We start from the raw sequence: 24,277 nt of genomic DNA, 5'->3' as shown, positions 1-24,277 counted from the left end.
GGGATAAGCCGTGTCTTTCAACGGCGACGGGCCTACTGTCTCGCAGCGCGGCGAAGTCGGCTTTCGCGGGATTGCCCACGCTGTCGGGGTTTTGCGCCGAAGATCAATGAGGACGGTTCGCCGCTCGGTTCAGCTCGCGGAAAAAGCCCGATATCATCAATCCGGCCTCCCTTATGAAAAGGACCTGTTCATGGCAACTAACGGGCGAACGTCCCAGGCGCCACTGTCGACATCCCGCCAGGACTTGCGCATCACTGGGGAGTCGATGCGTGAATATCTGCCAGGCGATGCGCAGACGCTTCCACCGCGCCTGGAAATCAAGGACGTTGTGATTCAGCTGTTCACCCATCGCAGCGTCATCGAGCCCATTCTCGTGCCTGCGGTGGTGGAACCGCTGCTCGTGTTGGTACTGGCGGGGGCGGCGAGGGTGGAGGAACGTATGCCGGGTGGGGAGTGGGAGGCGATAGAGGTCAGTGCCGGCGATTTTTTCCTGACCAGTTCTGAAGAACCCTATGAAATGCGCTGGCAGACGCACGGCGGCGATACTTTCGAAGTCATGCATCTTTATCTGGGGTTGCCGCTGATCGAGCAAGCGTCACGGGAGCTGTTGGGTGAGCATGCCGGGGCTGTTCGATTTCGCGATGTTTCCGGTGCACGGGACGCGCGCGTCGCGTATGTCATGGAGCAGCTGCGCACCGAACTGGTCGTGGAGCGCTCGCCCAGTGCGCTGTTCGTTCGGTCTCTGGCACAGGCGCTGGCCGTACATCTGCTGCGCAGCTATCTCGCTGAAAACCAGGCCGGGCGTCGGTTCAACGCCTTGCAAGCCTATAAGCTGCGCAAAGTCACTGACGCCATGAGTGCGGATCTGAGCGCTGAGTTCAGCCTGGCAAAGCTGGCCAGGCTTGCCGAATTGAGCGAGTACCACTTCAGCCGCCTGTTCAAGCGTGCGACGGGGCTATCGCCGTCGCAGTACTTCATTCGCTTGCGCATGGTTCGTGCACGGCACTTGTTGCTGGAGACCCGGCTTAGCGTTATCGACGTCGGGCTGGAGGTTGGCTACTCCAGCCCCAGTCACTTTTCCCAAGTATTTCGTCGCGAAGTGGGCGTAACGCCCAGCGAGTTCCGTGGTGCTTGAGTGCCGGTTCGCCACAAAATTTGCGGGTGATGCACACAGACACGAATAGGCAAAAGTTGCGCAGGTTTTGGCACGCGCCGGGCTGTCCGGTGCCTTTAATCTTTTCGACGTACCCCGCAGCAACGCCCGTGTCTTCAGCGGTCGATGCTGAACTTCAACACAGACAGCAGGAGCTACGGATATGTCGAACATTCAAAACAAAGTCGTCCTGATCACCGGTGCAAGCAGTGGTATTGGCGAAGCGGCGGCCAGATTGATCGCCGCCAAGGGTGCCCACGTGGTACTCGGCGCCCGCCGTACCGAGCGTCTGGACAAACTGGTCGCCGAGATCCACGCCGAAGGTGGGTCGGCAAGCGCCTGCGCACTGGACGTGACGGATCTGCAATCCATGCACGCCTTCGTGACATTCGCCAAGACGCAACATGGCAAGGTCGATGTGATCATCAACAATGCAGGCGTGATGCCCCTGTCGCCTTTGACTTCGTTGAAGGTCGATGAGTGGAACCAGATGCTCGATGTCAACGTTCGCGGCGTGCTGCACGGTATCGCCGCCGTCTTGCCGGACATGGAGGCGCAAGGTTTCGGCCAGGTCATCAATATCTCGTCGATTGGCGGTCTCGCGGTATCTCCGACGGCCGCGGTGTACTGCGCGACCAAATTTGCGGTCAGGGCGATCTCGGATGGCCTGCGTCAGGAAACGGACAAGATCCGCGTCACCGTGGTGTGCCCGGGGGTCGTCGAGTCCGAACTGGCCGATACGATTTCCGATGAAGTTGCCCGCGAGGAAATGAAAGCCTTTCGGCGAGTAGCGCTCAACGCCGACGCGATTGCGCGAGCGCTCGCCTATGCCATCGACCAGCCCGACGATGTCGATGTGAGTGAAATTGTGGTTCGTCCGACGGCCAGCCCACACTGATTAATCCTGACAGCAAGGTGCGTATAGGTTCGAAGGTGGTCGTTGATTAACGGCCGCTTCCGGACCCGTTGCTGTCGGGGTGATGGGGCGCCAAATCGTAGCGGATACGAAAATGAGTTGCGGTGTCATTTTCATCAGCTTTGCCAGTTGTGTTTTTTTCTGGCCGCTGGCTGTTGATACGCGCTTTTCCACCTTGGGCAATTCCCGCAATTGACAGCGGATGAACTACGCTCCAGAAACAACCCCGCAGATCGAAGAAGCGGTGCGCAAGGTCGAGACGACCAAAGTGATGGAGGGAACCAGCAGGCCGTTCTTCGGGATCCGGCATCCCTGATCGTCACCCTCGGAGTGCGCTCCGTGAAAATCCGACAGCCGCTGTTTACGCTCGTCTTGCTTGTTGCCGGTTGTGCGACCGTCAATGTTTCTCATGAACCCAGTCAGGCAATGCCAGCGCGCGATTCGGCGTTTGGCCGTTCTATCCAGGCCCAGGCCGCTCCTCATCAGGGCCGATCGGGCTTTCGTTTGTTATCCGAGAGCGCCGAGGCTTTTGCGGCCCGCGCCGAGCTGATTCGCAACGCGCAAAGCAGCCTCGACTTGCAGTACTACATCGTCCACGACGGCATCAGCACGCGAATACTGGTGAGCGAACTGCTGAACGCCGCCGACCGTGGCGTGCGCGTGAGGATTTTGCTCGATGACACCACCAGCGATGACCTCGACCGGATTATCGCGACGCTCGCTGCGCACCCGCGGATTCAAGTTCGCGTGTTCAACCCGCTGCACCTGCACCTGGGCCGCAGCACCGTCGTAACGCGGACGATGGGCCGGCTGTTCGACCTGTCGCAGCAACACCGACGCATGCACAACAAACTGTGGGTGGTAGACAACTGCGTAGCCATCGTTGGTGGGCGCAATCTGGGCGATGAGTATTTTGATGCGCAGCCCGACAAGAACTTCCGAGACATCGACCTGCTCAGTGTCGGCCCGGTTGCAGAGCATCTGGGGCATAGTTTTGACCAGTATTGGAACAGTGCTCTGAGCAAGCCCATCGAGCAGTTTCTCTCGATCAGACCGTCGATCACGGATCTGAAAAACAGCCGCACCCGGCTGGATGAATCCCTGGAGGAAACGCGCAAGCAGAATCATGCGCTTTACCAGCAACTGATGACTTACACCACGCATCCACGCCTGCAGGTCTGGCGGCAGGAACTGATCTGGGCCTGGAACACAGCGATGTGGGATGCACCGAGCAAGGTCTTGGCGAAGGGTGAACCCGCTCCGCACTTGCTGTTGGCCACCCAGTTGGCACCCGAGCTGAACGGGGTTACCCAGGAACTGATCATGATCTCGGCCTACATGGTGCCGGGCCAACCGGGAGTGGTGTACTTGACCGACCGTGCCGACGCCGGCGTGTCGATCAGCTTGCTGACCAACTCACTGGAGGCCACCGATGTGCCCGCCGCGCATGGTGCTTACGCGCCTTATCGGCAAACCTTGCTGGAGCATGGTGTGCAGTTGTTCGAGTTGCGACGTCAGGCCGGTGACAATGGCGGCAGCGGCGGCGGACCACGTCTGTTTCACAGCGGATCCTCCAATAGTTCCGACTCCAGCCTGCACAGCAAGGCGATGATTTTCGACCAGCAGAAAGCGTTTATCGGTTCGTTCAATTTCGACTCGCGCTCACTCTTGTGGAACACCGAAGTCGGGGTGCTGGTCGATAATCCGCAACTCGCCGGAAGGGTGCGTGAACTGGCCCTGGAAGGTATGGCGCCGGCGCTCAGTTACCACACCGTGCTGGAAAACAATCAGATGGTCTGGGTCACTGAGGATGACGGCAAACAGCATACGTTGACCAAGGAACCGGGAAGTTGGTGGCGGCATTTCAATGCGTGGCTGAGCAGCACGATCGGGTTGGAGCGGATGTTATAGAGGCTATGCCCACTGTGCTCCGTGGCAGTGGCTGGCGGTTATTCTGATGCGTTTACTGTCAGAAAGAGGGTAGGGGGATGAGCAACATAATGCGGCTTTTCAGTCTGTTGCTAGTGGTTGCGGGCAGCGGCCTTATTGCCATCGTTCCGGAGGCGCTGAGTCAAACCACCCCTCAAGCCGCCCAAGAGATAAAGGCCTTGCTGGACTTTGTCGAACACAGCCCGTGTCAGTTTGTGCGCAACGGACTTGAATACCCAGGACCCCGTGCTCGGGCGCATCTGCAGCAGAAGCTGGATTATCTGGAAGGCAAAAACAGGGTGAGCAGTGCGGAAGATTTCATCGATGTCGCCGCCACCAAAAGCAGTCTGAGTGGCCGTGCCTATGAGGTGCGGTGCCAAGAGAGCGTAGAGCCGGCGGGCACCTGGTTGAAGAGGGAATTGCAGAGGCAGCGGCACCTGCAGTGATCTTGTCTGCCGTCCAATAACAGCCCGAGTGAAGGATTCCGGCATGACTTAACGCATGAACCGGCTATCGACCCTGTAGGCAATGATGGCAATATGGCCACTTCAGGAGAAATAGCATCCGGCGCGAGGTGAAGCCGGATGTCATGCATTCAGGGATGAGGAATATGGTTTCGATTCAGGTGGATGGTGAGGACAAGACTGCAAAGATCAGCGACTGGGCGATTCGCTGGAGCGACAAGGACGAATTTCTGCAACTGACCTGTCACTACCCCTCCAGCAAAAAATACACCCGTCCTCTCAGCAATTGCCTTGTTTCGCCCACCCGCGAGTTGACCAATGCCTTGCTGCACAAGCGCGGCAGCACCAAGCCCATTGCCAACGCTACGATTTACGGCGAGCGCTATGCCGTCGTGCACTACCCGGGCAGCAAAAAGCCCTATGTCTACAAAATGGACGGCATCGGCTTTACCGCTCCGACAGCGATGAAGGACACGGCGGTCTTCCGCTATCTCACTACCGTGGCGAAAGCCCGACAGAATCACGCCAAGTCGCAGGGTGATCGTGACATTGCCGACAATGTGCTGCGCCAGCTCGAAAAACTGCCTGCCCTCGCGGGCACTGCCTTGCAAGCCTACTGTACGGGACGCAACGGCACGCTGGTGCCGGGGCAGGGGCTCATCTATCCGTTCGGGGTGAACGAGAGTCAGCTTAAGGCAGTCGAGCAAGCGTTCAGCGCGCAAATCAGCGTGATCGAAGGCCCGCCAGGGACCGGCAAGACCCAGACGATCCTCAACATCCTCGCCAATATTCTGTTACGCGGGCAGACAGTCGCGGTGTTGTCCAACAACAATGCTGCCGTGGAAAACGTCTACGAAAAGCTGGAGAAATACGGCTTGGGCCACCTGGTCGCCAAGCTTGGCAACCAGGACAAACGCAAGGCCTTTTTCGCCGAGTTGCCTGCATGGCCTTCAAGCCCGCCCGAGCCGGCACCGTCGCTGGATGAGATCCAGACGTTGCTGGCCCGCTTGAAGCGGCACCTGCAAGACCACAACAGGGCGGCGCAACTGCAAATCGAGCTGGACGAGTTGGTCATCGAACGGCGCTACCTGCAGCAGTGGCAGGCAGAAAGCGATGTGCAGGCCACGGGCTCGCTCGACAAATACGGCCTGACACCACGCAAGACTGCGGACCTCATGGCCTACCTGGCTTACCTGGGCGAGCAGCGCATTCATCTCAAAGACCGTGTCGAGCTACTGTTCAAATTCAGGATCTTTCGCACCAGACCATTCGCCGACGGCGAGGCGCGCATGGCCGTTTTCCATGCACTGCAAATGCATTACTACGACAAGTCGCTACGAGACAAGGAGGCGCAGTTGCGTGCGTGCCGTGATTCGTTGGCGCGCGCGAATTTCACGGCCCTGCTCAAAGAACTGATAGCCGCATCGATGCAGCGTCTCAAACGCCATCTGCAACTTCAGGTGCCGCCGTCGGACAGCTTTGATGTCAAAACCTACTGCGAGCGTTTCGATACCTTTATGCAGCGTTTCCCTGTTCTGGGCAGCGGCACGCACTCCATCGTCAATTCGATCGCGCCGGGAGCGGTCCTCGACTACGTGATCATCGACGAAGCCTCGTTGCAGGACATCGTGCCGGGTATCCTGCCACTGGGCTGCGCCAAGAATCTGATCGTCGTGGGTGACAACCGCCAGTTGCCGCATATCCCCGTGAAACTGGGGCTACAAGCGCCCGCCGAGGCCTACGATTGCGAGCGCTACAGCTTGCTGGACTCGTGCATTGCCGTGTTCCAGGACGCGCTGCCCAGAACCCTGCTGAAAGAACATTACCGCTGCCACCCCCGGATCATTCAGTTCTGCAACCAGCAGTTTTACGACAATGCACTGGTGCCGATGACCGAGGACAACGGCGAAGAGCCCCTGCGCCTAGTGGTGACCGCCAAAGGCAACCATGCCAGGAAGAACACCAACCTTCGGGAACTGGACTCTCTGCTGAAGGTGCTTGAAGAGGAGGGGCAACCCGTCGGTGTGGACGGCGAAGGGCGCGGTTACATTGCCCCGTTCCGGGCACAAGTCAACCTGTCCGGCACGCACTTGCCGTCGGATTTCGTCAAGGACACCGTGCACAAGTTTCAGGGGCGTGAGTGCGACGAGATCGTGTTCTCCACCGTGCTCGATAAGAAGCGCTACAACCAGGCGCGAACACGCCTGGATTTTGTTGACGACCCCCGCATGATCAACGTGGCCGTTTCGCGAGCCAAACATCGCTTCACCCTGGTGACCGGCGATGAAGTATTCACGGACAACAATGGCCACATCGCGGCGTTGATCCGCTACATCAGCTATTACGCGCAGGATGAACAGATCGTACGTGCGCCGGTGGTGTCGGCATTCGACTTGCTGTACCGCGAGTACGACCAGTCCCTCGCGCGCCTGGACGCCCGTCTGCGGCCCGAAGATTCACGCTACAAGTCCGAACAGATCGCGGCCCAGTTGCTGCGCGACGCGCTGTCCGCCCCGGCGTGCCAGGCACTGAAGTACCACACACAGATCCAACTGGATAAGCTTGCATCGCCGGCTGGCCTCGACTGGACGGAGGCCCAGCGGGCGTTCATGCGGCGCGCCAGTTGCGATTTCGTGATCTATTTCAAAGTGGGCAAGCAACCGATAGGCGTGATCGAAGTCGACGGCGGGTACCACGACCAACCTGTGCAGGCTGCTCGGGACGCCATGAAAAATGAGATTCTGGCTAGATGTGGCATTCCCATCCTGCGGTTGCGGACAGTTGAGAGTGATATTCAGCGCAGAATTGGCGACTTTATCGGGCAGTGGGGCAGTCCTCTGCATGGCGCATAAGCACTGGGGCAAAGGTCGTCAACTCTGATGGTCTGGCCCAATGTTTTCTTGATGTGGTCTGTTCCTGAAATTTCCTCTGAAACCTCAAAAATCGATAACTCAAAACTGCAGCTCATCACACATTCTTTGCAAGAACTCGTCGCCGGCTGCGCACTCGGAAAGCAGGTGATACCCTGACCAGATGTCCCAACCTGCAGCAAGCGTCAGATCTGCGCGCTCGAAGTCGGGACAAATTGTTTCGTCCAGGCCTACAACGACTTCGCCAACACGTCGAAAGCCCCAGACATTAACCAGTTTGCTTTCCAGCGCCTTCCAGTCAGCATCCGACAACTCACCGAACTCGATGAGTAAATGGCCATTTGCAGCTTGCAGGACAATCATAGGTTCGCGCCGGGGAAGGGGTATAAGGTCGATGGGGGGCTAGCATTCAAGTAACTGCACAACGTTAGCAAGGAACATACATGTTGGTCATAGGCATTGATCGGGATAGCGTGCATGCAGGGGATGATCTGGACAGTCACAGGACAACAATCGGGCTTGATTCGACTCTGACACTGCGCGCATTGTTCGAAGCGATCCAAGGTATGGGTTACTTGCCTGCCATCAGTGGAGGCGAGGCGACGTGGATTATTTGTTCGTCGGGCAAACACATAGGTGTTTTAGCTCAGCAATGGCCTGAACCCCAATTGACGATCCCCGCCGAAAGCATTCTGAGTCAGTATTTTGCAGATTCCGAACCTCGCCTACTGTTCAGATATTGGTGCCAGGCAGACCCTGCCTATGTCTTTTCACAGATACATGCTGGACATGAACCACCGCCCCGATTTTAGGACTGGCAAGATGTTTTCTGCTCATCAAGAAGCTGCGTCGGCGGTATTTCTCGAGCGACTGCTTTCGGCAGTTGATTCAGCCCTTCAACGACATCGGTTTTTCCCCACCCGGAGGCAAGCCAAATAGCCTCCGCACCCCGTTAAGAAACGCTCCATAAGGTCGACCCAGCACCAGCATCATCACCGCCGCACCCAGCGTGCCGCGTACTAGCCCTTCTCCCGATGCACCACTGAAGGCAATGATCGCTGCATAGATCGGCACCTGAAAACTGACCAGAGCAATACTGTCCCATATCAATCTCGACACCCGACCCTGACCTGCGCGCGTCATCACCCAATCGCGCCAGACACCGTAAGGTCGTGCGACCGGAATCATCAGCGCCGCGCCCAGAAGGCGCGCGTGCAGGACCTGATCCCACGTCATGCCGGCAATCAAACGTTCATTGATGATCCCGGTGGTGGTGAAAAACAGGATCAGCGCTGTGGTGTCTGCGATAAATGCAGTCCGACGCGTTGGCTGTTGCAGGCGTTGCGGCACCTCAATTCTCCTTTCATGGCTTCAGCTTTCTTCAGTTAAACGCCGGCGCTTCATCGTGATGTGACAGCGGCTGCACCGCGAGGTGCGGAGATTCGCCGAAGTACTCGATCAGCAGTTCGGTGAGCACGCGGATCTTGCGCGCGGGATGCGGGCCTGGCGCGCGGAGGAGGTAGGCTCCGGCAGGGGGCGGTGGATGGTTGGTCATGATCGGCACGAGTGCACCCGTGGCGATGTGCTCGTGGGTGAGGCAATCGGGCAAGTAGGCGACGCCGAGACCGGCAACTGCGGCCGCAGCGAGCGCAGTGCCATTGTCAGCCTTGTAGCGTCCTTGCGGGCGAACCGTGATGACCTTGTCAGCCGCCATGAATTGCCAGGCTTCGGTGCCTTGCATGAGAGCCTGATGGGCTTGCAGTTCGTCCGGGGTTTCGGGGGCGCCGTGGGCTTTGATGTAGTCCGGGCTTGCGACGAGCTTGGTGTAGACCGGGCCGATACGCCTTGCGATCAAGTTGGAGTCCTGCAGATATCCCACGCGAATGGCGCAATCGTAGCCCTCGGTAATCAGGTCAACGAAGCGATCGCTGTAGCAGGTTTGCATGTGCAATTGCGGGTGACGGCGTGCCATTTCCGCCAGCACCGGGGCAAAGTGCGTCGGCCCGAACGACAATGGCACTGCTACTCGCAGGCGGCCACGCAGGGCGCCAGCGGGCAGGATGGTTTCCCTGGCGATATCGATTTCGCTGCAGACTCGGGCGGCGTAATCGCGGAACGTCGCGCCGGCCTCGGTGAGCGATGCGCCGCGCGTCGAGCGTGCCAGCAGTTGCACGCCCAGTTCTGCTTCAAGCCGGGCCAGCCGGCGGCTGACGATTGATTTCGAGACCCCGAGCCGCAGCGCAGCCTGTGAAATACCTCCGGCATCCGCTACTTCGACGAAGGTTTGCAGTTCTTCGATATCCATTTTCGCGTTCCCCTTGGCGCGACACAGTTCGCCTCGGGATGCTACTACTGCCGCGAATAGGGGAACAGCACAATGGGTTTTCCAGGCACGGCGTCACTCGCGTGCGTTCTGGAATCACAAACCGCACGGGCTCCGGCCGATTCACCCACGTGCGTTACCCAGACAAAAGGACCTGCAAATGGCAAGCGAAGCAATCCGCAACCCCCACACCGATCAACTGCTGACGCCCGAGAATTCAGCGTTGATCATCATCGACTATCAACCGGTTCAGGTGTCTTCGATCCGCTCGATGCCTCGCGATGAACTGGTCTTCAACATCACCAGCGTTGCGAAGGCGGCGGTCAACTACAACCTGCCGATCATCCACTCGACCGTGAATGTCGCGACCGGGCGCAACAAACCGCCGATTCAAGAGTTGCAGGCGGTGCTCGGCCATCTGCCCACCTATGACCGCACGTCGATCAACAGTTGGGAGGACACCGAGTTCAAGCAGGCAGTCAAAGCGCTCGGGCGCAAGAAACTGATCATGACCGCGCTGTGGACTGAAGCCTGTCTGACCTTCCCGGTGCTCGACGCGATCCAGGAAGGCTATGAGGTTTATGTGCCGATCGATGCGGTGGGCGGCACGTCGCTGGCCGCGCACGAGGCGGCGTTGCGCAGAATGGAACAGGCAGGTGCGAAGCTGATCAGCCGGGTGCAGATGTACTGCGAACTGCAGCGCGACTGGGCGCGAGAGGTGACTGTGCCGGGCTTTATGGGCGTGTTCGAAAACTTCGACGGATTCAATGCTGAAAAGGCGCTGCAAGAGGCTGGCAACAAGGCCTGAGTAACGGGCCGTTGTTAAAGGTGGCGCTGGCAATCGCCGGCGCTGCCTTCATTTGGCCTGTTTCGAACGCCTGAAAATAATCTGAACCGCTGTAGGACCTGCTCGCCTAATGATTAGCTTGTGGTCAATCGCACAGGCGATGTGCCAATTCCGGCACACTCCGAGAGGTGGTCAACGTGGCTAAAGACGAAAAGAAAAGCAAAGACAAAGCTGACGCTTCGAAAGCCAGCAAGGATTTGAAGGACAAAAAGTCGTCACCTGCGAAGAAATCAGCAGCGGCTTCGGCGCTTTCGAAGTCCTCCGACAAGGACAAGAAAGACAAGAAGAAAGACGCCGAGCCGAAGAAATCTGCCAAGAAAGCCGATAGCAAGCCTGAGAAGGCCAAAGATTCGAAGAAGGCTGACAAGCCGGCTAAAAAGAAAAAGTGATCTTGAATACAATAAAAAACCCGGCATTCGAACCGGGTTTTTTATTGCCTGCTATTCGGGGTATCAGAGCGCCGCTTTCACCTGCAAACCAAACACCAGTGCATTGTCGATGTCCTGCCCGGAGAACGCGCCCGGCTCGATGATGTACTGCACATTCGGTCGCAGGGTCAGCCAAGGCGTGGCCTGATAACCGTAGCCGAGTTCGATCAATTGCTCGGCGCTGTCCAGGTTCGGGAACGCCGTGCCGTTGTTCAATGCGGCGTCCTGCAGCACGTCGCGGCTGCGCGGGTTAGGCACGGCGCGTCCGTAACCCAGCGCGACGGTGTCACGCGGGCGACCTTCGAACGGTTTGTACAAAACCACGCCGGTGCCGTACCACTTGCTGAACGGCGAAGCCGCTTCGCTGGCCGCCGAGTATTGGCCGAATGCATGCAGGCTGCGGCCTTCGGAAGTTGGCGAGTTCCAGACCGCCTGATCGATCAGCAGGTAATGACCGCCACGGCCGGAGACTTCGTCGTCGCTGCCGATGCGCTTTACGTCGGAGCTGTCGTAGTAGTAGCCGAGCTTGTATTCGCCGGGCAGGGTGCCTGCGTGTTTGTACACCAACTCGATCGGCACCACGGTGCCGGTGGTGTGTTTTGGCCCAAGGTGCCAGGCGCGACTGGAGTTGCCGTTACTTTCCGGATCGACGTTGAACGCGGCCACGCGCAGTTGCCACGAGGACGACAGGTCGTATTTCACCCGCACACCGAGGTGGGCGTTGGGGTAGTTGGTCCAGCCGCTACCGCCGGACATGTTCAGCGGATGGCCGCAGAAACCGGCGTTCATGAAGTTGCACAGAATGCCGCTGTCGAGGCCACCGAGGTCGTTGCCCATGGCCATGTAACCGAGCTTCACGTTGAGCGCCGGGGTAAACAGGCTGCGCTCGTAGCTCAATTCGGTGAGGCGCGTGTACAGGCCGCCGTAGTTTTCCTGAATCGGCAGACGGTTGCCGACGAGATCTTCCGAAGCGCTGTTGCCGCGACGGTCGTTGATAGTCAACTGGACCTTGCCGGCATTGTCGACGCCGTACAGTTTGCTCAGATCGAACTGCACGCCGAGCTTGATGTTCTGCGAGTAACGCGCCGAGCGGTGCAGGCCGCCGTCGGCGTTGTAAGCCATTTCACCGCTGTAATCGCCGGTGAACTTGATGCCTTGTTCATCCATCTGGTGACGCAAGCCACCCCAGTCACCGGTGAGAGTGCTGCGGGTCAACAGATCGGAATCGTTGTCGGCCAGCGCGGGGAGGGTAGTGGTGCACGCGACGCCCAGCAACAGGCCTTTGAACAGGTCGGAACGCGAAAAACGAACAGCCGATAGCATGTAAATCTTCCTGCAGAAAACTTGAGCAATAGGGGGGAAAGCAGCGCGGCACCCGAAGGTGCCGCGCTTAAAGCAAGCGTCCGCGTTTAACGTGGACGCAGTGGTTTACGGCAGGGCGTAAGCCATCACGTAGTCGCCGCGATCGGTCGACTGACGCGCACCACCGGCGGTGATGACGATGTATTGCTTGCCGGTTTTCGGCGAAACATAGGTCATCGGGCCGCCCTGACTGCCGACCGGCAGACGTGCTTTCCAGACTTCTTCACCGTTGCCGCTGTTGAACGCACGCAGGTAGAAGTCCTGAGTGCCGGCGATGAAGATCAAACCACCTTGGGTCGACAGGGTGCCGCCGAGGGTTGGCAGACCGATCTTGATCGGCAGGTGCATGCGGATGCCCAGTGGACCGGTGTCTTCAACAGTGCCGACCGGAACCTGCCAAGCAACTTTCTGGGTCTTCATGTCAATGGCAGTCAGCGTGCCGAACGGCGGCGCCTGGCAAGGAATGCCGGCTACCGACAGGAAGCGGTTTTTGTTCACGGCGTAAGGCGTGCCTTTCAGCGGTACGGCGCCCATGCCGGTGTTCAGTGCTTCGCCACCGCCAGCGGCCTGGCCTTTGTTTTGCGACGGGATCATCTGAATCCACAGGCCCAGACGCATGTCGTTGACGAAGATGAAACCGTGCACCGGGTCAGTGGAAATGCTGCCCCAGTTCATGCCACCCAGCGAACCCGGGAAGCTCAGCGATTTATCGGTACCCGGTGCGGTGTACAGACCGTCGTAACGCATGCCTTTGAAGTCGATGCGGCAGAGCAACTGATCGTACGGAGTGGCGCCCCACATGTCCGATTCGGTCAGGTGCTGAGCACCGATTTCTGGCATGCCTACCGATTTCGGCTGAGTAGGCGAGTACGGTTCGTTCGGGATGTTCGCCGCTTTGACCGGCACTTCTTTCACGTCGGTCAGCGGTTTGCCGGTTGCACGGTCGAGCACGTAAATCTGCCCGGCCTTGGTGCCAATGACCAGCGCCGGAATGCTTTTGCCGTCTTTGGTGAAGTCGATCAGGCTCGGCTGCATCGGCAGGTCGAAGTCCCAGAGGTCGTTGTGCACGGTCTGGAATACCCAGCGTTCAGCGCCAGTCGTGGCGTCCAGCGCGAGGATCGAAGCGCCGTAGGTGTGATCGAGTTTGCTGCGCTCGACACCATAGATGTCGGTCGACGAGCTGCCCATCGGCAGGAAAACGGTGTTGGTTGCCGGATCATAGGACATCGGCGCCCAGCTGTTCGGCGTGCTGCGCACATAAGTGCTGCCGTCGGCCGGTGCGTTTTTATCCTGCGGATTGCCCGGGTCGAACGCCCAACGCATGGCGCCGGTCATCACGTCGAAACCACGGATCACGCCGCCGGGCATGTCGGTTTGCACGTTGTCAGCTACGCGACCGCCAACTACCACAGTGGTACCGGCCATCAGCGGCGCGGACGACAGCTGATAGTAGCTGTCCGGGACATCACCCAGGCCAGCCTTCAGATCTACCTGACCGTTGTTGCCGAAACCCTGGCAGAACTCGCCAGTGTCAGCATCGACCGCGATCAAACGGGCATCGATGGTGTTGGTCAGCAGACGACGCTGGCAGTTGGCGGCCGGCGCAGGCTTGGCTTCGATGATCGACGAGTTGCTCGGCTGAGCAATCGCTTTGGTGGCGTCGAAATAGGCCATGCCACGGCAACGCTGCCAGACTTTCGACTGAGCGTTGATCGCGTTCTTCCACAGCTCTTTACCGGTGTCGGCATCGAGGGCAATCAGGTTGTTGTGCGGGGTGCAGATGAACACCTTGTTGCCGACCTGGAGCGGGGTGAGCTGGTCTTCGGCGCCGTTGCCATCGCTCTCGGCGACGTCACCGGTGTGGTAGGTCCACGCGACTTTCAGCTTGTCGACGTTGCTGCGGTTGATCTGGTCCAGCGCAGCGAAGCGGCTACCGCCTTCGGTATTACCGTAGTGCGCCCAGTCCTTTTGCGCCTTGTCCGGCTCGACCGGAGTCAGGCCCGGGCCAGTGCCGGTTGCCGCCACGGTTGGATGGGCGACAAACATATTGCCGGCCGCTACAACCACGCCGACCGCCAGCACCGCAGCCACAGCGTAAGCGCCGCGACCGGCAACACCACCGTTGGCACGCTTGAGCAGCGGATAAACCAGCGCCACGACCAGGCCGATCACACTGAACATGAACAGGCGCGAGAACACCGGCCAGAACACCAGCCCGGCATCGCTCACCGCCCAGATCGCAGTTCCGACCAGGAACGCGGCAAACAGCCACGCGCCGGCAGGCTTGAAGCGCGCGATCAGCAGACCGGAAACGGCCATGACCAAGCCACCCACCAGGAAGTACCACGAGCCTCCCAGGCTGACCAACTTCACGCCGCCCGCAGCCAGCGCCAAGCCGAGCAGGGCGATGACGACGCCCAGCCCGATCAGAATGAATTTTGATATGCCCGAGAGGCGTTGACTCTGCTTCACGTTGAGTGTCCCGTTGAAATGAGGCGCGCATTATATAGTTAGGTAACTACCTAGTTAAATCACAAATTTCAACGTGAAGCGTAGTTCGAGGTTTCGGCTCGCGCCTGCAGAGGACTCAGATGTGGAAATGTCTGTCGAAATGCGCACAAGAATCGCTGTTCTGTCAGATTGATTGTGATTTGTGACAGATATCGGATGCCGCGCCCTCAGGCGTAATTCATTTGCGCGGGGTTGTAAATGCGACGAATAACCGCCAGGTAGCCCGACCCAGAGCGGTCAATGGATGCGCTGAGCTATATGGATATGCTTTTTTAATCTTGGAATTCGCCACGGTTTACCGCTCAACTTGCGCCTTTTTGATAGGTGGCTATTTATGTCCGAGCGATGTGAGGTGGTGGTTCTGGGCTTGGGAGCGATGGGCGCAGCAACGGTTTATCAGCTGGCGAAAGCGGGGGTGAACGTTGTCGGTATTGATCGTCATCACCCGCCGCACAACCTCGGTTCCAGCCATGGCGATACTCGAATCACCCGGCTTTCGGTCGGCGAGGGCGCGCAATATGTGCCGATCGTGCGCAATTCTCATCGCATCTGGCGTGAGCTGGAGGCCCTGACCGGGGAATCGCTGTTCGAGCAATCGGGGTTGCTGGTGCTGACGTCGAGCGCCGAATTCGATCCTGAAGATCAGACCGACTTCACCCTGCGCACCATCGGCCTGGCGCAAACCTACGGCATCGAGCACGAAGTCCTGTCCGCCGAACAGATTCGCCAGCGCTTCCCACAATTCGCCAACGTGCACGACTCGGCCATCGGCTATTTCGAACCGGGTGGCGGCTTCGTGCGCCCGGAGCGCTGCATCGATGTGCAGCTCAAACTGGCCGAGCAACACGGTGCGACGCTTTATAAAGGCGAGACCGTTACGGCGATCAGCTCAAACGAAGCAGAGGTCACGGTCTCGACCAACCAGCGCACGCTACGCGCCGACAAACTGGTGATCAGCGCAGGCAACTGGAACGACGAATGGCTCGGTGAGCCGTATGAGAATTTGCTCAGCGTTTACCGACAAAAGCTGTTCTGGTTCGAGCTGGAAGAGAACGCCGGACTGGTCGGCCACTCACCGACGTTCATCTTCACCCACGGTCGCGGTGACGACAAAATCAACTACGGCTTTCCCGCGCTAACCGGCGAAAGCAGCATGAAAATCGCCACCGCGCAGTACCACACCTCAACGTCAGCGCAGGCCATCGATCGCACGGTTTCAGCGGCCGAAGCGCAGGACATGTACGAGCACCAGGTACACGATCGCATCGCCGGCGTGACCTCGACAGTGCTCAAGTCGGCGGTCTGCGCCTACACCGTGACGCCAGACCGGCATTTCATCATCGACGAGCATCCGTCGCTGCAACACACCCTGTTCGTCTCTGCGTGCTCCGGGCACGGCTTCAAACATTCCGCCGCGCTCGGCGAAGCATTTGCCCAGTGGTGCATGCGCGGCTCGAGCGACCTGGATCTGTCCTCTTTCTCCCTAAAACGCTTCGAAGGAAAACTATCGTGAAACGCTTCGCGCTCTCCGTAGCACTGCTGGTCGCCGCCATGGGCAATGCCTCTGCCGAAACCCTGAAAATCGCCGTGGTGCCTGTGCCCCACGCCGAGATTCTCGAGTTCTTGAAGCCGGAGCTGGCCAAGGAAGGGGTGACGCTGGATGTCAAAGTCTTCTCTGACTACATCCAGCCCGACCGGCAGACGGATGAAGGCTTGCTCGACGCCAATTACTTCCAGAGCAAACCGTATTACGAAGCCTACAAAAAAGACCGCCCGAGCAGCGATCAAGTGCCGATCGTCGCCGTGCACATCGAACCGTTCGGTGCCTACTCGAAGAAGATCAAAAACATCAGCGAACTCAAGGACGGCGCGACCATTGCCATTCCCAACGACCCGACCAACTCCGGTCGGGCGCTGCTGCTGATCGCCAAACAAGGCCTGATCACCCTGAAGGATCCTGACAACATCATGGCCACGCGCCTGGATATCGTCAGCAATCCCAAGCATCTGAAGTTCCAGGAGCTCGAAGCGGCTATGCTGCCGCGGGTGTTGAATCAGGTCGACATGGCGTTGATCAACGCCAACTACGCGCTGGAAGCCAAACTGGTGCCGCACAAAGACGCGCTGTTTATCGAAAGTTCGGAATCGCCGTACGCCAATTACCTGTACGTGCGTCGCGACAAGGCCAACGCGCCGGCGGTGCAGAAACTCGGCGCATTGCTTAACTCACCGCAAGTGAAGCAGTTCATTCTTGAGCGTTATCACGGTGATGTGGTGCCGGCGTTCTGACGCCGTCGGGAGCCGCCAGACATGCTGACGGCTCCCGACATCCTCAAGCGATCTCTTCAAACCTGCGCACATCGCCCAAGGAATCACGCTGCATCGACTGCAGGTTTTTTTCGATGGTTTCACACAGCGCTTCCATCTGAATCTGGTGCTCGCTGTGGCGAAACGGACTTTGCAGGTCGGTGCCGATGCGTTCGATGGCCAGCAGCATAAAACCGACCACGGTCGAGGCCAACGGCGTGAACCAGCCCAAAGACTCCACCAGCCCGACGGGCACGATCAGGCAGAACAGCGAAATAAACAGCCGTGGAAAATACACATAAGGGTAGGGCAGCGGCGTATTGGCAATCCGCTCCATGCCACCCTGGCTGTTGGACAGGTCCACCAGCGTCGATTCCAGCCGCGCCAGGCGAATGCTGTCCAGACGTCCGGCCTTGTATTCCCGAGCGAGCAAAGTCGCGGAACCGGTGAGGATGTCATTGGCAAAGTTGTTGGTGGTGCCGCTGCGGGCAAACTCATCGGCGGGAATAAACGCGCGGACTTCCTCAGGGCAAGGCTGGCCTTGCAGATGCGCGGCGAGGCAATTCACATAAGCGACGTGGCGGCGCAACAGGGTCGACTTGACCGGATTGACCTCGCCATCGGGATCATCCAGCAGCGTCAGCACCTGGCGGGCGAAGCTGCGTGAATTGTTGATCATCGACCCCCACAACGTGCGTGCTTCCCACCAACGGTTGTAAGCGCTGCTGTTGCGGAAACTGATCAGCACGATCAATGCCGAACCCAATAAGGTCAGGGGCATCAATGGCAGGTTCAGCTTGGCGTTGAGGAACAGCATGAAGTCGACGGTGACGGCGATGTCCCAGAGCAGCAGCCAGAACAACGCCCAGCCGACATAACCCAGAGTCTTGATGATCAAACGGTATTTTCTGACGATGGCTGCTTTCAAACGGAAACCTCGTGGTGAGCGGTAAGCGTTAACGCCTTAGCTCGGACGCTGTTTTCGGGGGAAAGGTTCGGTCAATAGTCTGGCAATCGGCGTCTCGACTAGTCCGGGGTGATCATCGCTAAAGGCGTTACACCTTACGTTCTCGCTACGCCCGGCACATCCATATTGATCTTGCGCCAGAAAGCTTCCGACAAACTGTAGACCGAGAAGGCAATCAGCCCCAACGCCATCACCATCAAGATCAGCCAGCCAGCGGGCATATTCTGCAGCGCATCGAGCGCTTCCTTCATTCCAGGTGGATCCATGGCTTGATAGGTGGAACCGCTGACCGCCAGCAGCAATGCAATCTCGATAAACACCACTCCGCGCGCGATCAGACCAAACCGGGAGACCGGGCGGACGTAGCGCATGACATCCTCGTCGGCCTCGAAATACTTCTCGAACGACGCTTTCCATCCCTTGAAGATGTGAGCAATGCCGACCCCAAGCGGAACGAGGGCGATCAGGTACACCAGCCAGTTCGAGTGTTCCCAGGACAGCAGATGCGCCAGCCAGTCTTTGGTTTGTCCTGCGGAATTGCCCGAGCTTTTAATCCCGCTGATGAGCAGGCCCAATGCGAAGAACGCCAGAGCACCGTTGACCAAGCCTCCGACAAACAGCCCTGTGCGAATCACCAGACCTTTGAGTTTTTTGCCGTGATGATCGACATCGCGCGTGGCCTGCAGGACACGCCAGGCGGCGAATGACAGCAGTCCCGCCACAACAAGTCCCACCAGAAAATAGCCGAATGGCTGGCTTAGCAACGCCTTCAGACTCTTGTGGCTGTCCTTTGGTTTGGTCGAGTCATGAGCTGCGAGCAACGCGAAGATACCGATGATCAAATACAGCATTCCCCGGGCGGCGTAGCCTCCCCGAGCGAGGATGACAAGGTTGTGTTGCGCGGACATGGGACGTATTCCTGAGAGGTCATAGGAGAGCAGACCCTTCTTGCCGGGAGGGGTTCTATGAGCCGTCAAAACACTGCAGGGGCTTAGAGATCGAGAACGTCCTGCGAGCCCTGCTCAAGTCATACTCGCTGCCCCCAGAATCGGGCCTGCACAGTGACTTCCGTCTGTCGCAGGACTTGAACCATAAGGGGCGGATTGCGTCTTAACTTTCGCGAAATCAACCCTATGGAAGCAATCATGCTTTTGAAGAATAAGAGTCTCCTTGCTGTCATGTCCTGCGCCATGATGCTTGCAGCCGCCCCATTACTCCCTGCTGACATCTCTGTCATGAACTCTGCCTACGCGAAGGACGGTGGTGGTGGTGGTGGTGGTGGTGGTGGTGGTGGTGGTGGCAATGGCGGCGGTGGTGGCAACGGCGGCGGCAATGGTGGTGGTAACGGCGGTGGCCACGGCGGCGGTACGGGCGGCGGTCATGGCGGCTCAGATCACGGCAGTGCCAATAGCAATGGGCGTGGCGATGGGCTCAGTAGTGATCATGCCGGCAAAGCCGTACGCGACCATGGCGAAAGCGGGAACCACTATGGCAGTGATCGCAATGGTGACAGCGGTCACGGCTCAACGACTTCAGGCGTCGCCCATTCCAAAGATACGCGCGGCGTGACCAAAGCGACTGCCATCTCCGACACGACACCAGGGGATCACAATTCGAAAGGGTTGAGCAAAGCTGGAGCGTCGACAGCAAAGAAATCACACTGATCCGCTATTTCTCTGCAACACCCACTGTAAATAAAGAGGGCGTCTGAAAAGGCGCCCTTTTTTATGCATTCGCACAAAGGTCGCTTGTGGAATCAATTCCTCCACGCCGGATAATGAACACTGGGACAACCCTGGCTCCCGTGCGAATTGCCCGGTCGTTGGCCCAGAAATGGAATCAGTTGGTCGCCAGGGCTGAGTACCTTGAGTGACTTCTCCAGGACATCGACGCCTTGAGTGAGCAATATCTCAACCGAATTTCATGGACTCATGATCGCAGCCAGTTTCGGATGGTTTTTCGCGTAATACAGCTCTGACTCAGCGTCATCATCCAGGAAGTGCCATATCTTTTTTGATCGCATGGAATATATGACGATAACCAGAAATACCCCGAGATAAAGCCACATCAAACTGGTCGCGCCGGATCTGGACATGATGGCGCCCGTCATCATGAATGAAACCGAACTTCCTAGCTGACTGATCACTAATGTGGATGCCATCAGTCGTACGCGTACGCCGGAGGGGATCGACATGAGCCTCTTGTCCATTCCGACCATCGTAATGCATGCACTCGCTGCCCCGGCGAAAAACAGGCAAGTACTCAACTGCCAGATTTCGTCGGCTTGCGTCGCGGCACAGAGTGCAAACGTTAATAGGGCCCAACATCCAAGATACTTGTCGCGCTGATTTTCCTTTTTGGTAATCAGCGGGCTTAAAAAGAACAAGCCTGCAACAGCTCCACCCGCGAATACCGCATTGAACAGGCCAACGCTACCTTCAGCTAGACCCCGGGTGTGTATGAGCGCTGGCACCAGCATCGGTACGGTCGCGGTAACGGCCAGACCAAGCAGTAATCCGGAAAACGTCAAAAATTGTTCTGGCGGTAGAACGCATTTGAGTTTAAGCCCCAAGAGCATGTCATTAACAAGATCGGCTGATGATTTTCCGGGTTGCAGGGAAGGGGCTGCACTCACCGGTAACGCCATGGCTAAAACCACAATGAGTAATCCCACTATCGACACGAATAGCAGCGAGATTTCCAGTGAATAAACCGTAATTACGATACCCGCCAACAAAGGTCCAGCAATCCGGCCGACAGTAACAACGATGCGCCGGACGCGAAATGCAGCGTCCGTACGATGTTTATCAACGGTTTCCGCAGGATAGATACCCAAGAGAGGCTGGATCATTCCAAATGCTGATGCAGCGATCACATCGATCACTATCAGCGCATGAAGGGAGTACCAGTTTGCGGCAAAAAAGTAGCGCAATACGCTGGCCATCAAGATCGCAAAACAGCCTACCTTGAGCGCCGTACTGCGGCGCATCGACTCAACACGCGGCGCCAGGCACAACATTGAAATGATAGCCGCGAGTGCGAGCGCGGTTTCGTAGGCGGCCAGCTCCAGCAGGCTTCCTCGCTGCACGATGATCAGCGGTAGCGTGGTATTCCAGCAACCGAGGTAGATCCAAAGTAACAAGTCCAGGCAAAGATACTTTCGAAATGTACTCAATGGGTGACTTCCTTGCTCCGCACCTTGTGTTCGGGATGTCATTCGCCCGCGCCGAATTATCCGCAACCGCTGCGCACATATCAGCTTATACCTGCGCTGACATCCGATGATTCTCCAGCAAGAAGTCGACGAACAAGCGCACCCGCGCCGGCATCGCCGCGCCGCCGACGAACACCGCATGAATCGGTTCCTGGTCGCCGGGGTTCCAGGTTTGCAACAGCGCAATCAGGTCGCCACGCTGCAGGTCCTCGCTCACGCTGAACTCTCCGATACGGGCAATGCCGGCGCCCACTCGCGCGAATTGTGCCAGCGCTTCACCACTGCTGCATTCGATGTTGCCGCTGACCTTCAGGGAAAACGCTTTGCCATCGCGGATGAATGGCCAGTTGGGTTCGGCACGCTTGAAATTGAAGCGCAGGCAGTTGTGCTGGAGCAGGTCTTCCGGTTCCTGCGGGACGCCGTGACGCTGCAGATACTCGGGCGATGCCACCACGACCTGGCCGGTGGTGCCGATTCTGCGTGCGGTCAGCGGGCTGTCGGGCAGATGGCCAAAGCGGATCGCGACGTCGGCTTGGCCGCCGAGAATGTCGACCACTTCGTCGCCGAGGCTGAGGTCGACGACGATGTTCGGGTAGCGGGCGCTGAAGGCTGCGACCAACGGAACGATGGCCAGACGGCCATGGCCAAGGGCGGCACTGACCCGCAATCGCCCCTTGGGCACGCCTTGATCGGCGATGGCGTCTTCGACCTCGTCCATGTCGGCGAGGATACGCCGGGCGCCGCGCAGGAACGCTTCGCCCTCGGCCGTGAAGGTGATCGCCCGGGTGGTGCGCAGCAGCAGGCGAGTGCCAAGCCGTTGCTCGGTGCGCGCAATGATCCTGCTGACTGCCGAAGGTGTCAGGCCCAGTGCACGCGCGGCGGCCGACAGGCTGCCTTCCTGCGCGACGGTGGTGAACACGCTCATTTCACCTGACCTGCCGTTGAAATCCACTTGTGCCTCCTAAGCAAAGGTGATTGCCAAAAATGCTATCTACCGCCTGAAAAGACGGGATCGTAGCATTGGCGGCATAGATAAGGAGCTCTCCATGCGTATCAATCCACCACTTGTTGCACTCGCCATCGGTGCTTTCGGCATCGGCGTTACAGAATTCGCCCCCATGGGCATGTTGCCGGGTATCGCTGCGGATCTGGGTGTTTCCATTCCCGCTGCCGGTTTGCTGGTCAGTGCATATGCGTTGGGCGTATTGCTCGGTGCACCGCTGATGACCCTGACCACCGGCAAGATTCCCCGGCGCTATCTGCTGATCGGGCTCATGGCGATTTTCACCTTGGGTAATCTGATGTCAGCCCTGGCCACCGACTACTACAGCCTCATGGTCGCCAGGGTCGTGACCTCACTGAACCACGGTGCCTTCTTTGGCGTTGGCTCCGTCGTCGCTGCCACCCTGGTCGCCCCGGAAAAACGTGCCGGGGCGGTTGCTGCTATGTTCATGGGCCTGACCTTGGCGACCATCGGCGGTGTGCCGCTGGCCGCCTGGTTTGGCGAAATGTTTGGTTGGCGCACCGCGTTCTGGGGCATTACCGGCCTCGGCGTGGTGACGATGGTCGCGTTGTGGTTCGCCTTGCCCAACGTGCGCGCGCCGCAAAGTGTCGGTGTCATGGCGGAAATCCGCGTCTTGGGGCGCGGCCCCGTGCTGGCCGCGCTGTCCCTGACCGTCGTCGGCTCGAGCGCGATGTTCACCGTCTTCACCTACATCGCGCCGATCCTCAGCAGCGAGACCCATGCGTCCACCGCCTTCATCACCGCCATGCTGATGCTTTACGGTGTCGGTTTGACACTGGGCAACATGTGGGGCGGCAAGGCCGCTGACCGCTCAATCGATCGCACCCTGATCGTCTCGTTGAGCGTGCTGATTCTGGTCTTGTTGGCGTTCACCGTACTGATGCGCTGGCCGCTGCCGGCCGCCGTGGCCATCCTGATCTGGGGTATCGCCAGCTTCGCCCTGGTGCCGCCGCTACAGATGCGTGTGATGGAAGCGGCGAAGGACGCGCCCAATCTGGCCTCGGCGGTGAACATCGGCGCCTTCAACTTCGGCAATGCGATTGGTGCGGCGCTGGGCGGCGCGGTGATCAGCAGCGGGCTGGGTTATCCGGCGATCTCCCTGGCCGGCGCGGCAATGGCGGGCCTGGGACTGCTGATGGTGTTGGCGTTTGCGTGGCGCTCCAGAACGGTTGAAGCCGCCGTGGTGTAACACGTTCAACAATGCTCGGCGAGTTGTCAGTATTCGAGAGGATGAGTAAGCTGCCCCCATGAATCAGCCATCCCTATCTACCTCCTCGCCGAGCACTCGCGGCCCCGCCGAACACGACATTCGTGACCAGATTGTCGCCGCGGCCAATGAGCACTTCAGCCAATACGGCTACGGTAAAACCACGGTTTCCGACCTGGCCAAGGCCATCGGTTTTTCCAAGGCCTACATCTATAAGTTCTTTGATTCCAAGCAGGCGATTGGCGAGGCCATTTGCGCCAACTGCTTGGGCCAGATCGCTGCAGCAGTCGAACAAGCGGTTAATACCGAAGAGGTTTCAGCGACCGAGCGTTTGCGCAGATTGGTCAAAACCGTGATTGCCACCGGCGTGGACCTGTTCTTCAACGACCGCAAGCTATACGACATCGCGGCGTTTTCCGCTTCGGAGCGCTGGAACAGTGCCCAGGTGTATGAGGCGCAGATCAAGGGTTTTATCCTCGATATCGTGCGCCATGGTCGAGAAGCGGGGGAGTTCGAGCGCAAGACGCCGCTGGACGAGACGGTCGAGGCGATCAATCTGGCGTTGCGACCTTTCGTCAACCCGCTGCTGTTGCAACACAATCTGGATTTGATCGAACAAGCGCCCACGCTGACCACCAATCTCATCCTGCGCAGCCTCATGCCTTGACCCTTCCCTGAGCAGAATTTTCAGGCGAGTCAATTCAAGGCGACATCCTCTTATCATGGTTCCTGTTCCCTGCACATGAGCGGCGGGA

General features: G+C 58.6%; 22 protein-coding genes. 12 read left to right on the top strand and 10 right to left on the bottom strand.

What is annotated here, in order from left to right; genetic code table 11:
• Positions 1-190: 190 nt before the first annotated feature.
• Entirely contained in the window at positions 191-1,135 is a 945-nt protein-coding gene (locus ACM6IN_RS28855) for a helix-turn-helix domain-containing protein (RefSeq protein ID WP_414917180.1), read from the top strand.
• A gap of 181 nt (positions 1,136-1,316) precedes the next feature.
• Positions 1,317-2,051 (top strand): SDR family oxidoreductase, encoded by a 735-nt coding sequence (locus ACM6IN_RS28850; protein WP_414917179.1) that lies wholly within the window; start codon positions 1,317-1,319, stop codon positions 2,049-2,051.
• Between the two features lie 46 nt (positions 2,052-2,097).
• Here ACM6IN_RS28850 and ACM6IN_RS28845 read toward each other — a convergent pair whose 3' ends face one another.
• A complete protein-coding gene (locus tag ACM6IN_RS28845) occupies positions 2,098-2,379 on the bottom strand; it encodes a hypothetical protein (protein ID WP_414917178.1) in 282 nt (93 codons plus the stop codon).
• A gap of 29 nt (positions 2,380-2,408) precedes the next feature.
• On the opposite strand from ACM6IN_RS28845, the gene ACM6IN_RS28840 reads away from it, so the two are divergent.
• The 3 genes from ACM6IN_RS28840 (at position 2,409) to ACM6IN_RS28830 (ending at position 7,314) form a co-directional block, all read left to right on the top strand.
• On the top strand, positions 2,409-3,980 hold the full coding sequence (locus ACM6IN_RS28840) for a phospholipase D family protein (RefSeq protein WP_414917177.1): 1,572 nt from the start codon (positions 2,409-2,411) through the stop codon (positions 3,978-3,980).
• 77 nt (positions 3,981-4,057) lie between these two features.
• A complete protein-coding gene (locus ACM6IN_RS28835; RefSeq protein ID WP_414917176.1) occupies positions 4,058-4,444 on the top strand; it encodes a DUF5329 domain-containing protein in 387 nt (128 codons plus the stop codon).
• A gap of 164 nt (positions 4,445-4,608) precedes the next feature.
• The gene (locus tag ACM6IN_RS28830) at positions 4,609-7,314 is read left to right on the top strand and encodes an AAA domain-containing protein (protein ID WP_414917175.1); all 2,706 of its coding nucleotides are present in this window, start codon (positions 4,609-4,611) and stop codon (positions 7,312-7,314) included.
• A 99-nt stretch (positions 7,315-7,413) separates the two neighbouring features.
• On the opposite strand, the gene ACM6IN_RS28825 is transcribed toward ACM6IN_RS28830, so the two are convergent.
• From ACM6IN_RS28825 to ACM6IN_RS28815, 3 genes are all read right to left on the bottom strand, one after another.
• The gene (locus ACM6IN_RS28825) at positions 7,414-7,695 is read right to left on the bottom strand and encodes a hypothetical protein (protein ID WP_150649290.1); all 282 of its coding nucleotides are present in this window, start codon (positions 7,693-7,695) and stop codon (positions 7,414-7,416) included.
• Positions 7,696-8,220: 525 nt separating this feature from the next.
• Complete coding sequence (alaE, locus tag ACM6IN_RS28820; RefSeq protein WP_414917174.1) at positions 8,221-8,682, bottom strand: L-alanine exporter AlaE; 462 nt, start codon at positions 8,680-8,682, stop codon at positions 8,221-8,223.
• A gap of 31 nt (positions 8,683-8,713) precedes the next feature.
• Positions 8,714-9,637 (bottom strand): LysR family transcriptional regulator, encoded by a 924-nt coding sequence (locus ACM6IN_RS28815; RefSeq protein WP_414917173.1) that lies wholly within the window; start codon positions 9,635-9,637, stop codon positions 8,714-8,716.
• Positions 9,638-9,815: 178 nt separating this feature from the next.
• On the opposite strand from ACM6IN_RS28815, the gene ACM6IN_RS28810 reads away from it, so the two are divergent.
• Together ACM6IN_RS28810 and ACM6IN_RS28805 are read left to right on the top strand one after the other, a co-directional pair.
• Positions 9,816-10,463, top strand: a complete 648-nt coding sequence (locus ACM6IN_RS28810) for a hydrolase (RefSeq protein WP_123375288.1) — start codon at positions 9,816-9,818, stop codon at positions 10,461-10,463.
• 176 nt (positions 10,464-10,639) lie between these two features.
• Entirely contained in the window at positions 10,640-10,891 is a 252-nt protein-coding gene (locus ACM6IN_RS28805) for a hypothetical protein (protein WP_007913274.1), read from the top strand.
• 63 nt (positions 10,892-10,954) lie between these two features.
• Here the strand turns inward: ACM6IN_RS28805 and ACM6IN_RS28800 are convergent, their stop codons facing one another.
• Together ACM6IN_RS28800 and ACM6IN_RS28795 are read right to left on the bottom strand one after the other, a co-directional pair.
• Positions 10,955-12,253: a carbohydrate porin gene (locus tag ACM6IN_RS28800; RefSeq protein WP_414917172.1), complete on the bottom strand. Its 1,299-nt coding sequence runs from the start codon at positions 12,251-12,253 to the stop codon at positions 10,955-10,957.
• Positions 12,254-12,358: 105 nt separating this feature from the next.
• Positions 12,359-14,764: a glucose/quinate/shikimate family membrane-bound PQQ-dependent dehydrogenase gene (locus ACM6IN_RS28795; protein WP_123375286.1), complete on the bottom strand. Its 2,406-nt coding sequence runs from the start codon at positions 14,762-14,764 to the stop codon at positions 12,359-12,361.
• A gap of 373 nt (positions 14,765-15,137) precedes the next feature.
• Between ACM6IN_RS28795 and solA the strand changes: the two genes are divergently transcribed.
• Both solA and ACM6IN_RS28785 read left to right on the top strand, forming a co-directional pair.
• Positions 15,138-16,316: an N-methyl-L-tryptophan oxidase gene (gene solA, locus ACM6IN_RS28790; RefSeq protein ID WP_414917171.1), complete on the top strand. Its 1,179-nt coding sequence runs from the start codon at positions 15,138-15,140 to the stop codon at positions 16,314-16,316.
• Between the two features lie 38 nt (positions 16,317-16,354).
• A complete protein-coding gene (locus ACM6IN_RS28785; protein WP_259740574.1) occupies positions 16,355-17,092 on the top strand; it encodes a MetQ/NlpA family ABC transporter substrate-binding protein in 738 nt (245 codons plus the stop codon).
• 43 nt (positions 17,093-17,135) lie between these two features.
• Here ACM6IN_RS28785 and ACM6IN_RS28780 read toward each other — a convergent pair whose 3' ends face one another.
• Positions 17,136-18,038, bottom strand: coding sequence for a bestrophin family protein (locus tag ACM6IN_RS28780; protein WP_007913263.1), 903 nt, complete (start codon positions 18,036-18,038; stop codon positions 17,136-17,138).
• A 134-nt stretch (positions 18,039-18,172) separates the two neighbouring features.
• A complete protein-coding gene (locus ACM6IN_RS28775) occupies positions 18,173-18,985 on the bottom strand; it encodes a DUF1206 domain-containing protein (RefSeq protein ID WP_414917170.1) in 813 nt (270 codons plus the stop codon).
• 237 nt (positions 18,986-19,222) lie between these two features.
• On the opposite strand from ACM6IN_RS28775, the gene ACM6IN_RS28770 reads away from it, so the two are divergent.
• Entirely contained in the window at positions 19,223-19,741 is a 519-nt protein-coding gene (locus tag ACM6IN_RS28770; RefSeq protein WP_414917221.1) for a hypothetical protein, read from the top strand.
• A 257-nt stretch (positions 19,742-19,998) separates the two neighbouring features.
• Here ACM6IN_RS28770 and ACM6IN_RS28765 read toward each other — a convergent pair whose 3' ends face one another.
• Positions 19,999-21,252: an MFS transporter gene (locus ACM6IN_RS28765; RefSeq protein ID WP_414917169.1), complete on the bottom strand. Its 1,254-nt coding sequence runs from the start codon at positions 21,250-21,252 to the stop codon at positions 19,999-20,001.
• A gap of 85 nt (positions 21,253-21,337) precedes the next feature.
• Positions 21,338-22,243, bottom strand: a complete 906-nt coding sequence (locus ACM6IN_RS28760; RefSeq protein ID WP_414917168.1) for a LysR family transcriptional regulator — start codon at positions 22,241-22,243, stop codon at positions 21,338-21,340.
• 94 nt (positions 22,244-22,337) lie between these two features.
• On the opposite strand from ACM6IN_RS28760, the gene ACM6IN_RS28755 reads away from it, so the two are divergent.
• Positions 22,338-23,504, top strand: a complete 1,167-nt coding sequence (locus ACM6IN_RS28755; protein WP_414917167.1) for an MFS transporter — start codon at positions 22,338-22,340, stop codon at positions 23,502-23,504.
• A 58-nt stretch (positions 23,505-23,562) separates the two neighbouring features.
• Complete coding sequence (locus tag ACM6IN_RS28750; RefSeq protein ID WP_095112133.1) at positions 23,563-24,189, top strand: TetR/AcrR family transcriptional regulator; 627 nt, start codon at positions 23,563-23,565, stop codon at positions 24,187-24,189.
• The last annotated feature ends 88 nt before the right edge of the window (positions 24,190-24,277 follow it).

Source organism: Pseudomonas sp. IT-P395, from assembly GCF_949767675.1.
GTDB lineage: Bacteria > Pseudomonadota > Gammaproteobacteria > Pseudomonadales > Pseudomonadaceae > Aquipseudomonas.
Note: the sequence above shows the minus strand (reverse complement) of the source record. Positions and strands in the feature narration are given on the sequence as shown.

Coding starts and splice junctions, on each gene's coding strand:
- ACM6IN_RS28850 (WP_414917179.1), top strand. CDS start 1,317: ATGTCGAACATTCAAAACAAAGTCGTCCTGATCACCGGTGCAAGCAGT.
- ACM6IN_RS28810 (WP_123375288.1), top strand. CDS start 9,816: ATGGCAAGCGAAGCAATCCGCAACCCCCACACCGATCAACTGCTGACG.
- ACM6IN_RS28835 (WP_414917176.1), top strand. CDS start 4,058: ATGAGCAACATAATGCGGCTTTTCAGTCTGTTGCTAGTGGTTGCGGGC.
- ACM6IN_RS28800 (WP_414917172.1), bottom strand. CDS start 12,253: ATGCTATCGGCTGTTCGTTTTTCGCGTTCCGACCTGTTCAAAGGCCTG.
- ACM6IN_RS28855 (WP_414917180.1), top strand. CDS start 191: ATGGCAACTAACGGGCGAACGTCCCAGGCGCCACTGTCGACATCCCGC.
- ACM6IN_RS28785 (WP_259740574.1), top strand. CDS start 16,355: ATGGGCAATGCCTCTGCCGAAACCCTGAAAATCGCCGTGGTGCCTGTG.
- ACM6IN_RS28755 (WP_414917167.1), top strand. CDS start 22,338: ATGCGTATCAATCCACCACTTGTTGCACTCGCCATCGGTGCTTTCGGC.
- ACM6IN_RS28825 (WP_150649290.1), bottom strand. CDS start 7,695: ATGATTGTCCTGCAAGCTGCAAATGGCCATTTACTCATCGAGTTCGGT.
- ACM6IN_RS28750 (WP_095112133.1), top strand. CDS start 23,563: ATGAATCAGCCATCCCTATCTACCTCCTCGCCGAGCACTCGCGGCCCC.
- ACM6IN_RS28815 (WP_414917173.1), bottom strand. CDS start 9,637: ATGGATATCGAAGAACTGCAAACCTTCGTCGAAGTAGCGGATGCCGGA.
- ACM6IN_RS28775 (WP_414917170.1), bottom strand. CDS start 18,985: ATGTCCGCGCAACACAACCTTGTCATCCTCGCTCGGGGAGGCTACGCC.
- solA (WP_414917171.1), top strand. CDS start 15,138: ATGTCCGAGCGATGTGAGGTGGTGGTTCTGGGCTTGGGAGCGATGGGC.
- ACM6IN_RS28845 (WP_414917178.1), bottom strand. CDS start 2,379: ATGCCGGATCCCGAAGAACGGCCTGCTGGTTCCCTCCATCACTTTGGT.
- ACM6IN_RS28830 (WP_414917175.1), top strand. CDS start 4,609: ATGGTTTCGATTCAGGTGGATGGTGAGGACAAGACTGCAAAGATCAGC.
- ACM6IN_RS28770 (WP_414917221.1), top strand. CDS start 19,223: ATGCTTTTGAAGAATAAGAGTCTCCTTGCTGTCATGTCCTGCGCCATG.